Annotated in this window: 11 protein-coding genes; 9 read left to right on the top strand and 2 right to left on the bottom strand. The window is 68.1% G+C overall.

Annotated features, from left to right (window positions below; all coding sequences use genetic code 11):
- Positions 1–47: 47 nt before the first annotated feature.
- The 3 genes from WFK61_RS08090 (at position 48) to WFK61_RS08080 (ending at position 4,626) form a co-directional block, all read left to right on the top strand.
- A complete protein-coding gene (locus WFK61_RS08090; RefSeq protein ID WP_336811018.1) occupies positions 48–1,874 on the top strand; it encodes an EF-hand domain-containing protein in 1,827 nt (608 codons plus the stop codon).
- 189 nt (positions 1,875–2,063) lie between these two features.
- A complete protein-coding gene (locus WFK61_RS08085) occupies positions 2,064–3,356 on the top strand; it encodes an adenylosuccinate synthase (RefSeq protein WP_336811017.1) in 1,293 nt (430 codons plus the stop codon).
- Between the two features lie 31 nt (positions 3,357–3,387).
- Positions 3,388–4,626, top strand: coding sequence for a chromosomal replication initiator protein DnaA (locus tag WFK61_RS08080; RefSeq protein WP_336811016.1), 1,239 nt, complete (start codon positions 3,388–3,390; stop codon positions 4,624–4,626).
- A gap of 184 nt (positions 4,627–4,810) precedes the next feature.
- Here the strand turns inward: WFK61_RS08080 and WFK61_RS08075 are convergent, their stop codons facing one another.
- Positions 4,811–5,752, bottom strand: a complete 942-nt coding sequence (locus WFK61_RS08075; RefSeq protein WP_336811015.1) for a polyprenyl synthetase family protein — start codon at positions 5,750–5,752, stop codon at positions 4,811–4,813.
- A 127-nt stretch (positions 5,753–5,879) separates the two neighbouring features.
- Between WFK61_RS08075 and mtgA the strand changes: the two genes are divergently transcribed.
- From mtgA to WFK61_RS08050, 5 genes are all read left to right on the top strand, one after another.
- The gene (gene mtgA, locus WFK61_RS08070; protein WP_336811014.1) at positions 5,880–6,548 is read left to right on the top strand and encodes a monofunctional biosynthetic peptidoglycan transglycosylase; all 669 of its coding nucleotides are present in this window, start codon (positions 5,880–5,882) and stop codon (positions 6,546–6,548) included.
- Positions 6,549–6,718: 170 nt separating this feature from the next.
- Positions 6,719–6,904, top strand: a complete 186-nt coding sequence (rpmF, locus tag WFK61_RS08065; RefSeq protein WP_047582212.1) for a 50S ribosomal protein L32 — start codon at positions 6,719–6,721, stop codon at positions 6,902–6,904.
- 129 nt (positions 6,905–7,033) lie between these two features.
- Complete coding sequence (locus WFK61_RS08060; protein WP_336811013.1) at positions 7,034–7,600, top strand: hypothetical protein; 567 nt, start codon at positions 7,034–7,036, stop codon at positions 7,598–7,600.
- A 378-nt stretch (positions 7,601–7,978) separates the two neighbouring features.
- Positions 7,979–9,673, top strand: coding sequence for an EAL domain-containing protein (locus WFK61_RS08055; protein ID WP_336811012.1), 1,695 nt, complete (start codon positions 7,979–7,981; stop codon positions 9,671–9,673).
- Positions 9,674–9,738: 65 nt separating this feature from the next.
- Complete coding sequence (locus WFK61_RS08050) at positions 9,739–10,404, top strand: class I SAM-dependent methyltransferase (protein WP_336811011.1); 666 nt, start codon at positions 9,739–9,741, stop codon at positions 10,402–10,404.
- Between the two features lie 112 nt (positions 10,405–10,516).
- On the opposite strand, the gene phaR is transcribed toward WFK61_RS08050, so the two are convergent.
- Positions 10,517–11,119, bottom strand: a complete 603-nt coding sequence (phaR, locus tag WFK61_RS08045; protein WP_257731039.1) for a polyhydroxyalkanoate synthesis repressor PhaR — start codon at positions 11,117–11,119, stop codon at positions 10,517–10,519.
- Positions 11,120–11,426: 307 nt separating this feature from the next.
- On the opposite strand from phaR, the gene WFK61_RS08040 reads away from it, so the two are divergent.
- Positions 11,427–12,605, top strand: coding sequence for an acetyl-CoA C-acetyltransferase (locus WFK61_RS08040; RefSeq protein ID WP_336811010.1), 1,179 nt, complete (start codon positions 11,427–11,429; stop codon positions 12,603–12,605).
- Positions 12,606–12,618: the final 13 nt, after the last annotated feature.

The raw sequence follows: 12,618 nt of genomic DNA, 5'->3' as shown, positions 1-12,618 counted from the left end.
CATGGCCCCTCCAATGCCGCGCGCTGCCCCATAGCCCTTACGCCCGATTGTGGCAGCATCACTGCGCAGATGCTGCAGGGCGGCCATGCTCCGGCAGCCAGCCCCCCCATATTAACGCAGTTTCCAAGTGCCTGCAGGCCGCCACTCAACCTTCGCGCAGAGCGGACATAGTCTATCCGTGCTCATCGACCCTGCGACCGAGACAGGCCGGCATGAAAACCTTGCTTCTTTCCGCCCTGACCACCTGGGGGCTCGCGCTGCCTGCCCTGGCTCAGGACGCCCGCCCTGCGCCGCCTCAACCGCCCGCGATCCTGTTCCCTCTGATTCAGCCCGGCGGAACGCTGGACCTGACCATGGTGAGTGCCCGGCAGCTGTTTCGCGAGCTCGATGCCAATAGCGATGAGAAGCTGGACGGCGCCGATATCGCCTTCGAGAAGGCGGTTGCCGCCGCCGGCTTCCGGGCCTCGGCGCTGATGCGGTTCATGAGTGCCGACCTGAACGGGGACGGCTCCGTGACGGAGCAGGAGCTGCTCAGCAAGCTGCGCTATGATCAACGCCGCAACGAGCCTGCTTCCGGTGCGGCCGCAAAGGTCCGGGCGGAACGCGATGCGGCCCAGATCCGCGAATCCATGGCTGCCGATACCGACAAGGACGGCCGCATCACCAGCGAGGAAGCGGTGGGGTTGGGCACGGCCTGGATGGCCAGGAACGACAATTCGCCCCAGAGCTCCAGCGCTCGCCTGCGCGAACTGCTCGAACAGGCTGGAACGGATGCGCTCTCCACGGAACAATTCATGGGAATTGTGACGGACCTGTTCGGGGCGACTGATGCCGATGGCAACGGCACGATCTCCCAGGGCGAGTTCCTCGTGCTCCGCAAGCGCATGGAGGAGCGCCAGCGCCATTCGGCCATGGTCGAGCAACAGCGCAAGGCCGAGGCCGCCCGTAAGGCCTGCACATTGCCCAAGCCCTCGACGGCAGCCAAAGTCCTGCTGCTGTCCGCATATCAGGGCGATGCGCTCTCGACCGCCACGATCGACACTCAGGATGCCGAGGTCCGGACGGCATCGATCACGGTGGAGCCCGGCGACGAGCCCCTCTATGTCGTCGCGCTCTCACATCAGCCGATGATCTGGCGCCTGTCCGGCGCCGCCGAGCGCGTGGAGCGGGTCGTCCTTGCGTCCCAATCCGTCATCGAGGCGGGTGTTTCCGGATCGGATGTCCGGCCGCTTGCGGGAGTTACCGGCATTTCAGCCGATAAGGTGATATTCCTGCCCAAGCCGAGCTGCCTGAGCCACTTCTCCGAAACGCCTTCGATCGAAGCGGCCCGCACCATCGGCATCGTCAGGAGCGAAACCGGCAAGGCGCCGATCGTTGCGGCGCACTACACCATATCCGACGTGGCTATTCCCTCCGCGACCCTGCAACCGAGCCGGGATCGATCGGCCGCACGGACTGCTATCAGGAGCCGCAGGGACGGCACGGCTTACAGCACCGACCCCAACGGAATCCCGCGGCCCGAAGCCGTCCGCGAATACGAGCTTGAGAACGAAGCCATGCGCTTCTATCCAGGCGGCGTGGTCGAGATTGATGCCGGCACCGTCGTCGCCAGCGGCAAGGCCGCCCGCTACGAAGTCCTGCCAAGCCAGGTCGGTCTGCTCCAGCTGGTCCGCAGCGGCGCCTTGAGCCGAAACCTGAAGGGCGACTTCCTGATCAGGCAGAAGATTCGCTTTCCCGCCGGCCTTTACGGAGCCCATTCGGTGCGCTTTCTCCTCCTGTCAGGCGTGCCGGCGCCGGAGGGCGATTCCGGCCATTCCTGCACCTATAGCGAGGAGACCGGCCAACCGATCCCGGGCGGCTCCATCAGCTGCTGAAGCGGCAACGGGCGCGGGTTCTCCACCTCTCGCGACCTCCCCCTCCACCGGAAAACTTGACCTGTGGGCCGTGTTGGCCCATGAGGGCTTGCAAGGACCTGCCCCGAAACCCCGGCCTTGCGCCGGGGTTTTGCATTTGCGCGGGCCGCTTGCATGAGGCAACGCGGTAACAGCAGGGACACCTCGCTCATGGCGAATGTTGTGGTGGTCGGCGCCCAGTGGGGCGACGAGGGCAAGGGCAAGATCGTCGACTGGCTCTCCAGCCAGGCCGATGTGGTCGTCAGGTTCCAGGGCGGCCATAATGCCGGCCATACGCTGGTCATCGACGGCGTCGTCTACAAGCTCTCGCTGCTGCCCTCCGGCATCGTCCGCCCCGGCAAGCTCTCGGTCATCGGCAACGGCGTCGTCGTCGACCCCTGGCACCTTGTCGAGGAGATCAGCAAGCTGCGCGCCCAAGGCGTCGCGATCACTCCGGACAACCTGCGCATCGCCGACAACGCGACGCTGATCCTGCCGCTGCACCGCGAGCTCGACCATTTCCGCGAGACCTCGAATGCCGGCATGAAGATCGGCACGACCAAGCGCGGCATCGGCCCAGCCTATGAGGACAAGGTCGGCCGCCGCGCCGTCCGCGTCATCGACCTCAAGGACGAGGCCCTGCTCGAGGCCAAGATCGAGCGCCTGCTTGCCCACCACAACGCGCTGCGCCGCGGGCTGGGCATCGGCGAGGTCGATGGCAAGGAGCTGCTCGGCCAGCTCAAGGCGATCGCCGCCGAGGTGCTGCCTTATGCCACATCGGTCTGGGCGCTGCTCGACGCCGAGCGCCGCGCCGGCAAGCGCATCCTGTTCGAGGGCGCGCAAGGCGCCCTGCTCGATGTCGACCACGGCACCTATCCCTTCGTCACCTCCTCGAACATCGTCGCCGGCCAGGCCGCGACCGGCTCAGGGATGGGCCCCTCCGCCGTCGGCTATGTGCTGGGCATCGCCAAGGCCTACACCACCCGCGTCGGCGAAGGCCCCTTCCCGACCGAGCTCTTCGACGAGATCGGCGAATTGATCGGCACCAAGGGCAAGGAATTCGGCGTCGTCACCGGGCGCAAGCGCCGCTGCGGCTGGTTCGACGCCTGCCTGGTGCGCCAGACGGTCAAGACCTCCGGCATCGACGGCATCGCGCTGACCAAGCTCGACATCCTCGACGGCTTCAAGGAGATCAAGGTCTGCGTCGGCTACAGGCTCGACGGCCAGGTCCTCGAGCACCTGCCGGCCGGTCAGAACGATCAGGCCCGGGTCGAGCCGATCTACGAGACCATCGAAGGCTGGGAAGGCTCCACCGCGAACGCCCGCTCCTGGGCCGATCTCCCGGCGCAGGCGATCAAGTATGTCCGCCGCATCGAGGAGCTGATCGGCGCCACCGTCGCCGTGCTCTCCACCAGCCCGGAGCGCGACGATACGATCCTCGTCCATAATCCTTTCGAGGGTTGACGGCGCGCGTCATCAGCGACAAGTGAGGCCAATGGCCGACTTCTATCCGATCCTGGCGCGTGCAGTCGCCGGGCTGCCCGAAACCTCCCCGGAGGCCCGGCGCGCCATCTACGACCGGGCGCGGGCTGCGCTCGTCGCGCAGCTGCGCGGGCTCGACCCGCCGCTGAGCGAGGCCGAGATCATGCGCGAGCGCCTGGCGCTCGACGAAGCTGTCGCCCGGATCGAGGCCGATTACGACGAGGCTCCGGCGCCGCCGCCGGCCTCGGACGGTCCGGTGATCCGCACCGTCGAGAATCCGACGCTGCCGATCCGCCCGCCGGCACCGAAGAAGGCGCCGGAATTCGCGCCGTTGCCGCCCGCCGCCGGACAGGATGACGGCGAGCCGTTGCCCGAGCCGGCCGAGCCGCAGGTCGCCCGTCCGCGCGTGCAGCCGCCGCGCGAGCGCCGGGTCAAGCCCGGCCATATCCGCTCCGCCGTCGTCGGCGGCGTCGTGGCGGTCGCGGTTGCCGCGATCGCGGCCACGGCCATCTATGTCCACAAGCTGCGACCGCAGGACACCCCGCGCCCGAGCGAGACCGCGCAGCGCGCCCAGCCGACCCAGCCCGACAATGCCGGCAAGATCGCCGAGCGCGTGGGCGAGCCCGGCACGCCGCAGCAGAACCGCCCCGCCGGCAACCAGCCGAGCAGCACGCCCGGCATCCCGGTGCCGCAGCCCGGCGGCGAGATCGCTGTCGCCCAGCGCGCCGTCCTCTTCATCGAGGTGCCCGAGACCCCGCAGCAGCCGCAGACCTCGACCGGTCGCGTGTTCTGGCGTCTCGACAGCGAGAGCGCCGGCCAGGGCCGACCGATCGAGACCATCGTGCGTGCGACGGTCGAGATTCCCGATGTCGGCCTGAACCTCGACTTCACCATTCGCCGCAACACCGATTCGGCCTTCCCGGCCTCGCATATCATCGGCCTGCGCTTCAGCAGCACCGGCGACCCGGCCTCCCAGGCCGTCAAGGAAGTCGGCGTGCCCCAGTTCAAGACCGCGGAAGGCGAGCGCGGCGCGCCGCTTTCGGCGATCAATTCGGCGCTCGGCGACAACCTTTTCGTCGCGGCCTTGTCGAACGTCCCGGTCGAGGTCGAGCGCAATATCGACCTCATCCTCAACCGCAGCTGGATCGACGTGCCCGTGCGCTTCGCCTCCGGGCGGCGCGGCATCATCACTTTCGAGAAGGGTGTCTCCGGCAGCCAGACGCTGGCCGACGCCTTCGGTCGCTGGCGGTAAGAGGCGGCACTCGGCCGTCGTGACGTCTAGGGGGTGCTGACTTGCCCTCGGAACCGCTTCGTCATCCCGGGCTTGACCCGGGATCCATCGAAGAACGCCGGAGCTTTATGATGGATCCCGGATCTGCGCCGCTGCGCAGCTTGTCCAGGATGACGGCGCGTTTCCGCAAGAAGCGGGCAGAGGCTCAGCTCTTCCGCTCCGCCGCGAAGCGCGCGGCCGCCCGGAGCACATCCGCCTTCTCACCGAAGCCTGACAACGCCTCGACAGCCTCGGCGCTCAGCCGGTCGCGCTCGCGCTTGGCGCCGGCGAGCCCGAGCGCGCCGACCAGCGTGCCCTTGCCCTTGTCGGCATCCTTGGCCGTCGCCTTGCCCATCTGCGCAGCGTCCGATTCGACATCGAGGATATCGTCGGCGATCTGGAAGGTCGCGCCCAAGGCCCGGCCATAGCGGCCAAGCGCGGCGAGCGCCGCCGCATCCGCGCCACCCAGCCTGGCGCCGATCTCGACGCTCGCCGCCAGCAGCGCCCCGGTCTTCATCGCCTGCAGCCGGCGGATCTCGGCGTCCGGAAGCGCGCCGCGCACCGCCTCGAAGCGCCCCTCGGCCGCAAGATCGAACATCTGGCCGCCGACCATGCCGCCAACGCCGGAGGCGCGCGCGAGGCATGTCACCAGCGCCGCCCGCACCGCCCCGTCGGGATGCGTCGCCTCATTGGCCAAAACCTCGAAGGCAAGCGTCAGCAGGGCATCACCGGCCAGGATCGCGGTGGCCTCGTCGAAGGCCTTGTGCACGGTCGGCCGGCCGCGGCGCAGGTCGTCGTCGTCCATCGCCGGCAGGTCGTCATGCACCAGCGAATAGCAGTGCAGCAATTCGACCGCGGCGCCGGCGCGCAGCCCGCGTTCCGCCGGGGCGTTGCAGAGAAGCCCCGCCTCGACGGTCAGGAAGGGCCGCAGCCGTTTGCCGCCGCCGAGCGCGCCATGCCGCATCGCCGCGGTCAGGCGCGCCGGACGCGTGACCTCGCCTTCGGCAGGCTCGTCGGCAAGCAGGTTTTCGAGCAGCCGCTCGATCAACACGGCCGTCCGTGCGAGACGCGTGTCCAGATCGTGGATGCCTGACGGGACGGAACTCATGCGCGGGTCTCGCGTTCGCTGCCGGAAGGGGGGCCTTGCCGGACGATGATGGCATCGTCAAGCTGCGCCGCCTTGGACCCGGGCCGTCATGGCCGGTCCTTTCGAACGGCAGCGGGGGTGAAGCAAGGTGCTGGGTAGGGTTCTCGGCCTGTGCTTCCGGATCGCCGTCTGGCTGCTTCTCGCCCTCGCGGCCCTGATCCTGCTCTACCGATTCGTGCCCGTGCCCTCGACGCTGATGCTCGGCCGCTGGCTGGTGCTGAAGCCCGTCGAGCGCGACTGGATGCCCCTCGACCAGATCTCCCCCCATCTCGTCAGGGCCGTCATCGCCTCGGAGGACCAGCGCTTCTGCAGCCATGGCGGCGTCGACTGGGTCGAGCTCAACAAGGTGCTGGAGAACGAGGACGGGCCGAGCCGCGGCGCCTCGACGCTGACCATGCAGACGGCCAAGAACGTCTTCCTCTGGCCGGGCCGCTCCTACATCCGCAAAGGCCTGGAAATCCCGCTCGCCATGGCGATCGACCTGGCATGGGGCAAGCCGCGCGTGATGGAGGTCTATCTCAACGTCGCCGAATGGGGCGAGGGCCTGTTCGGGGCCGAGGCCGCCGCGCAGCGCTATTTCCGCAAGCCGGCGTCGCGCCTGACGCCGGCCGAAGCGGCGCGGCTCGCCGGCGCCCTGCCCAATCCGCTGCTGCGCAACCCGGCCAAGCCGAATCGGGCGCTGCAATCCGCGGCCGGCCGCAGCCTGCGCCAGCTCGGCCAGCTCGGAGCGCTCGGGGATTGCGCCCTGCCCGGCTGACCGGCAGGATATCAGGCGTTCAGCGCCATGCCGGCGAAGAAATCCGGATTCGGCACTAGCAATCCTCGCCCTGACCGTGTATGGCCAACGCCTCACGAGATTGATCCGTCGCCGTGGCGGATGCTTGGCCTTGGGGCCAGCGTCCGGGCGGTGGCACGATGGAGAGTACAATGGCCGTTCCGAAGAGAAAGACGTCGCCGTCGAAGCGTGGCATGCGCCGCTCGGCCGACGCCCTGAAGCAGCCCACCTATATCGAGGACAAGAACTCGGGTGAGCTGCGCCGTCCGCACCATGTCGACCTGAAGAGCGGCATGTATCGCGGCCGTCAGGTCCTGAAGGTCAAGACCGACGCCTGAGGCGTCGTCATCGACTCGACAAAAAGGCCGGCGCCCGCGCCGGCCTTTTTGTTTGCGCCACCGACTGAACCCGTAGCGGCCCCGACGCGACAATGACCTAACGTCATTTTTCGCAAGAAGGAGGCCGCAATGACCTGCCATCCAGCGCTCAACGGCCGAATCGTCACCTGGCTGAGGCAGCGGCGGGTCGGCTCCCGGCACGGCAATGGCGAATGCTGGACGCTGGCCGAGGACGCCTTGCTGGCGAACGGCGCCAGAAGCTCGCGCCGGCTCACACCGCATTTTTCGGCGAGCGCCGACTATGTCTGGGGCGACGAGGAGCCGAATCCGGCATCGATCACGGCCGGCGATATCCTTCAGCTCAGCAATTACAGCGTCCAGAAGACGGTTCGCGTCATCGACTTCCTCAGCGGCCCGGCGGGGCGGGCGCGCCCGCCGCTCGTGCTCCGGCTGGCCCATCACACGGCGATCGTCCTGCGTGTCGTCATTCCGGGAATGCTGCTGGAGGTCATCGAGCAGAACGTCCCGCTCCCCGGCTCGACCCGGCCGGACAGGGTCGTCCAGATCAACCACTTCGCGCTGGCTTCATGCCAGGGACGCGAAAACAGCTATTCCGATGCCGGAGATCAGGAAACCGTCCTGACGAACTATGCCGTCCTCGGCGGGCGCATCCGCGCCTTCCATCCCCAGCCCTGACCATCGGGGCCCGGGAGCTCACGGCGGCTCTCGGGCAAGAGCCGCGCCGCTGCCCGGTAGAGACCGGTCGCGGCTTGCGGGCTCGCCCGCCCGCGCCGGGCAAAGGGCCCGATCTCGGCCCGCGCCGCGGCCGCCTGCAAGAGCACCAGCGCCGATGCGTTGGCATCCGCGGCGTTCCGTTCGCTCCAGCTTGCGGCCTCGGCCATGTCTCACTCCGGCACAGGTCAATCGTGACGGAGTTCTTGTTGCAAGGCGGCGGCCAGCCTTAACGCAGCGTTAATCAGAAATACCGCATCGTTTCGAAGCACTTCCCATCGCATGGACAGGGCGACGAAGCACCAGAACGGGGCTCCGCGGCCGTCCTCTAGAGGCCGACCGATGCCCTCCCCGTCGATCTTCAGCTTCCAGAACGGCAGCCCGGTTGATCCCCGCAGCATCCTCTCCTCGATCGGCGAAGTGGTTTACGGCTGGGATATCCAGAGCGACGCCCTGAGCTGGGGGCCGAACGCGACCGAAGTCCTCGGCCCGATTTCCGAACAGGCGATGCAGCGCGGCCTCGCCTTCGCCGGCCTCGTCGAGCCCGGCAGCGGCCCGAGCCGCTACGACGCGATCTTCTGCTCCAGCGAGCACGACCGGGGCGAAGGCGTCATCTACCGCACCCGCTACGCCGTCGATCTCGCCGGCCGCAAGATGTGGGCCGAGGATACCGGCCGCTGGTTCGCCGGCAGCGACGGCTACCCCGCGAGCGCGCGCGGCGTGCTCCGGCTCGAACGCGCGGCCCGGCCCGACGAGCTCGAGCAGTTCGGCAACGAGCTCTGCGACCGCCCGGCGCTTGTCGAACGAATCGGCATGGCATTGCAGGAGCATCTGCCGGCGGAGCGGCCGGTCGTCGTCCTCGTCGCGGCCATCGACGAACTCGCCCGCCTCAACGACGATTTCGGCCATGAGGCCACCGACGAGATCATCAGCACCGTCCATGAGCGCCTGCGCTCGGTGACGCGCCGGCGCGACCATCTCGTCCGCTATGCCGGCAACAGCTTCGCCATCCTCCTCGTCGGCTGCCCGCCGGAGCAGGTCGAACAGGCGGCCCGCCGCTTCATCAAGGTCGTCGCGCAATCCGCGATCGAGACCAGCCACGGCATCGCGCTGGTGCGGCTGCGCGTCGGCGCGGCGAGTGCGCCCGAACTCGGCAGCCATGGCGGCACGCTGCTGGCTGCCGCCGAAGGCGCGCTGGCGAGCGCGCGTGCCGGATCGATCGACACCGCCGTCACGGCCAAGCCGCAGCCGCGGCGCAACCCCGGCACCGAGCAGACCGGCTTCGACGTGCAGGCCATCGCGGCCCTGAACGATCGCCGCGTGCGGCTCGCCCTGCAGCCGATCGTCCGGACGGGCACGCGCGAGACCGCCTTCCACGAGGCGCTGCTGCGCGTCGGCCAGGGCGATACCGGGCTCTATTTCGCCTCGGCCGAGCTCATCCCGATGCTGGAGCGGCGCGGCCTCGTGCGGCTGTTCGACCAGCGCGTGCTCGAACTCGCCATCGAGATGCTCGGCGCCGATCCCACGCTCAACCTCTCGGTCAACGTCTCGCCGCGCTCGCTGAACGACCCCGAATGGTTCGACGCCTTCATCGCCTGCACGGCCGCCGCGCGCGGCATGGCCTCGCGCCTGATCGTCGAGATCACGGAAACCGCGACGATCGAAAGCCCCGCCCGCATCGCCAAGCTGCTCGGCCGCATCAAGGACCAGGGCGCGCGCGTCGCGATCGATGATTTCGGCGCCGGCCACACCTCGCTCCGGCACCTGCGCGCCTTCCCGATCGACATCCTCAAGATCGACGGCGCCTTCACCCAGAACCTGCGCCGCTCGACCGACGACCGCTTCTATGTCCGCACGCTGGTCGAACTCGCCGGCCATCTCGGCGTCGAGACGGTGGCGGAATGGGTCGATGACGAGATGCAGGCCAGCATGCTGCGCGACTGGGGCGTCACCTATCTGCAGGGCCATCTCGTGGGGCGGGCGGAACTGCATGTTCCGGTGCAGCAGGCGAGCTACCGGAAGCTCGCTGCCGGTTGAAGCTTCACGCGTTTGCAAGTCGCGTCAGGGCTCGAAGAAAGCCCCGGCGCATGATAACTGCAGGCATGGACGCATTCGCTGACCCGCAAGCCGTCGCACGCTACGCGGAAAATCCACCCCGGCAGGTACCCGGTTACGCGGACATGCAACGCATGGCCATGCTTCTGCTGGCAGAGCATGCGCCTGACGATGCCGAGATCCTTGTTCTCGGTGCCGGTGGCGGTCTTGAGATCAAGGCCTTCGCCGAAGCACGCCCCGGCTGGACCTTCGCCGGTGTCGACCCCTCCGCTCCCATGCTGGACCTCGCCCGGCAGACGCTCGGCGAGCTCGCGCCACGCGCCCGGTTTCACCATGGCTTCATCGACAGCGCACCATCAGGACCGTTTGACGGCGCAGCCTGCATCCTGACGCTGCATTTCATCGAACGGCAGGAGCGGATTCGGACCCTTCAGGATGTTCGCCGACGGCTGAAGCCAGGCAGCCCCTTTGTCGCCGCGCATTACAGCATACCCGACAACGAGCGCGCTCTCTGGATGTCGCGGAGCGCCGCCTTCGCCGTCTCTTCGGGCATTGAGCGATCGCAAGCGGAACGGGCACGAGCCGGAGTAATGGAGCGCTTGCCGATCCTGTCGCCGGAAGGCGACCAGCAGGTCCTGAGCGAAGCTGGCTTCAAGGATATCAGCCTGTTCTATGCAGGCTTCGCGTTCCGTGGCTGGGTTGCCTACGCCTGACACCACGGCGCGCAGGCGCCGTCAGCTCGGCCGTTCGCGACATCCGGTTGCCACCCAGCAAAAACCGCGCCCTCGTTCCCCGAGAGCGCGGCTCGAAATCGTCAGGCCAGCCTCAGCGAGAGCGTGACAGCTTGTCGAGGCGCTCGCGCATCTCGTTGAGCTCGCGCTTGAGGTCGCCGATATCGCCGCTGGCCGCTTCGGCTGCGGGCTTCGCGCCGGCGGCCGCTTCCTGCTTGGCCTGCGCCGCCGCGGTGAACGGGTTGAACAGCCGGAAGGCGTCCTGGAAGATCTGCATGTTCGCGCGCGTCTGCGCCTGGATGGCATCGAGCGCGTTGCCGCCGAAGGCCGAGCCTCCGAAGGCCTTGGTCATCTGCTCGCGGAACTTGCTCTGCTCCTGCGTGAGGTTCTCCATCGAGAACTCCAGGTAGCGCGGCACCAGCGCCTGCATGCTGTCGCCATAGAAGCGGATCAGCTGGCGCAGGAACGCGATCGGCAGCAGGTTCTGTCCGTCCTTCGCTTCCTCGTCGAAGATGATCTGCGCCAGCACGGAGCGAGTGATGTCCTCCCCAGACTTCGCGTCATAGACGACGAAATCCTCGCCCGAGCGCACGAGCCCGGCGAGATCCTCCAGGGTGACATAGGAGCTGGTGCCCGTATGATAGAGACGCCGATTGGCGTATTTCTTGATGACGGTCGGTTCTTTATCGCTGGCCATCGGTCCTGCTTGACGTTGATCCGCGGCCGCCGGTGGTTCCGGCGTGCTCGGCGAAACGGTCTCCCATGGCGCGACGATAGCCTGTCGGTGCTGCACCGCAAGCTCTTTGAGCGGGCGCTGCAAAAATCCGCCGAAGTCTCTGCAACCGCAGGCATACGCCCTCCCTTACGTCACCCGATTGACGACGCCCCGGTCGATTTCGCCCTTCGCCCGTCTTGACGGCGCCGCAGCAGGCTTCGAAGGTGGCGGTGAGCGGTTGAGCCGGCGGGAGCGGTGCAACCGTAACAACAAAGCGAGGAACCCTCTCATGGCAGATTCGGATATCGTGATCGTCGGTGCGGCCCGCACGGCGGTCGGCGCCTTCAGCGGCGCTTTTGCCAATACTCCCGCCCATGATCTCGGCGCCGTCGCGATCAAGGAAGCGCTGAAGCGGGCCAAGGTCGAGGCGGCCGAGGTCGATGAAGTCGTGCTGGGCCAGGTGCTTGCCGCCGGCCAGGGCCAGAACCCGGCCCGCCAGGCCGCGATGGCCGCCGGCATCCCGCAGGAGAAGACCGCCTGGGGCCTCAACCAGCTCTGCGGCTCGGGCCTGCGCACCGTCGCCATCGGCCTGCAGCAGATCGCCAATGGCGATGCCAACATCATCGTCGCCGGCGGCATGGAATCGATGTCGCTCGCCCCGCACGCCTCCTACATGCGTGCCGGCACCAAGATGGGCGACGTGAAGTTCGTCGACACGATGATCAAAGACGGCCTCTGGGACGCCTTCCACGGCTACCACATGGGCACGACCGCCGAGAACGTCGCGACCAAGTACCAGATCAGCCGCGAGGAGCAGGACCGCTTCGCCGTCGCCTCGCAGAACAAGGCCGAGGCCGCGCAGAAGGCCGGTCGCTTCAAGGACGAGATCGCCCCGGTGACCATCTCGACCCGCAAGGGCGACATCGTCGTCGACAGCGACGAGTACCCGCGCCATGGCGCGACGCTGGAAGCCATGGCCAAGCTGCGCCCCGCCTTCTCGAAGGATGGCACGGTGACCGCCGGCAACGCGTCCGGCCTCAATGACGGCGCCGCCGCGCTCGTCATCATGACCGCCAAGGAAGCGGCCCGCCGCGGCCTCACCCCGCTCGCCCGCATCGCCTCCTGGGCGACGGCCGGCGTCGACCCGCAGATCATGGGTACCGGCCCGATCCCCTCGACCCGCAAGGCACTCGAGAAGGCCGGCTGGAAGGTTGGCGATCTCGATCTCGTCGAGGCCAACGAGGCCTTCGCGGCGCAGGCTCTGGCGGTCAACAAGGACCTCGGCTGGAACCCGGACATCGTCAACGTCAATGGCGGCGCGATCGCGATCGGCCACCCGATCGGCGCGTCCGGCGCCCGCGTGCTGGTGACGCTGCTGCACGAGATGGCCAAGCGCGACGCCAAGAAGGGCCTCGCCACGCTCTGCATCGGCGGCGGCATGGGCGTCGCCATGGCCGTGGAGCGCTGAGACAAGCGCCCCC

The sequence above is a fragment of the Allobosea sp. MMO-172 genome (assembly GCF_037147855.1).
Taxonomy (GTDB): domain Bacteria; phylum Pseudomonadota; class Alphaproteobacteria; order Rhizobiales; family Beijerinckiaceae; genus Allobosea.
Note: the sequence above shows the minus strand (reverse complement) of the source record. Positions and strands in the feature narration are given on the sequence as shown.

Excerpts from the sequence above, each read along its gene's own strand:
- WFK61_RS08085 (WP_336811017.1), top strand. The coding sequence starts at position 2,064 with ATGGCGAATGTTGTGGTGGTCGGCGCCCAGTGGGGCGACGAGGGCAAG.
- WFK61_RS08080 (WP_336811016.1), top strand. The coding sequence starts at position 3,388 with ATGGCCGACTTCTATCCGATCCTGGCGCGTGCAGTCGCCGGGCTGCCC.
- WFK61_RS08075 (WP_336811015.1), bottom strand. The coding sequence starts at position 5,752 with ATGAGTTCCGTCCCGTCAGGCATCCACGATCTGGACACGCGTCTCGCA.
- rpmF (WP_047582212.1), top strand. The coding sequence starts at position 6,719 with ATGGCCGTTCCGAAGAGAAAGACGTCGCCGTCGAAGCGTGGCATGCGC.
- WFK61_RS08060 (WP_336811013.1), top strand. The coding sequence starts at position 7,034 with ATGACCTGCCATCCAGCGCTCAACGGCCGAATCGTCACCTGGCTGAGG.
- WFK61_RS08055 (WP_336811012.1), top strand. The coding sequence starts at position 7,979 with ATGCCCTCCCCGTCGATCTTCAGCTTCCAGAACGGCAGCCCGGTTGAT.
- WFK61_RS08050 (WP_336811011.1), top strand. The coding sequence starts at position 9,739 with ATGGACGCATTCGCTGACCCGCAAGCCGTCGCACGCTACGCGGAAAAT.
- phaR (WP_257731039.1), bottom strand. The coding sequence starts at position 11,119 with ATGGCCAGCGATAAAGAACCGACCGTCATCAAGAAATACGCCAATCGG.
- WFK61_RS08040 (WP_336811010.1), top strand. The coding sequence starts at position 11,427 with ATGGCAGATTCGGATATCGTGATCGTCGGTGCGGCCCGCACGGCGGTC.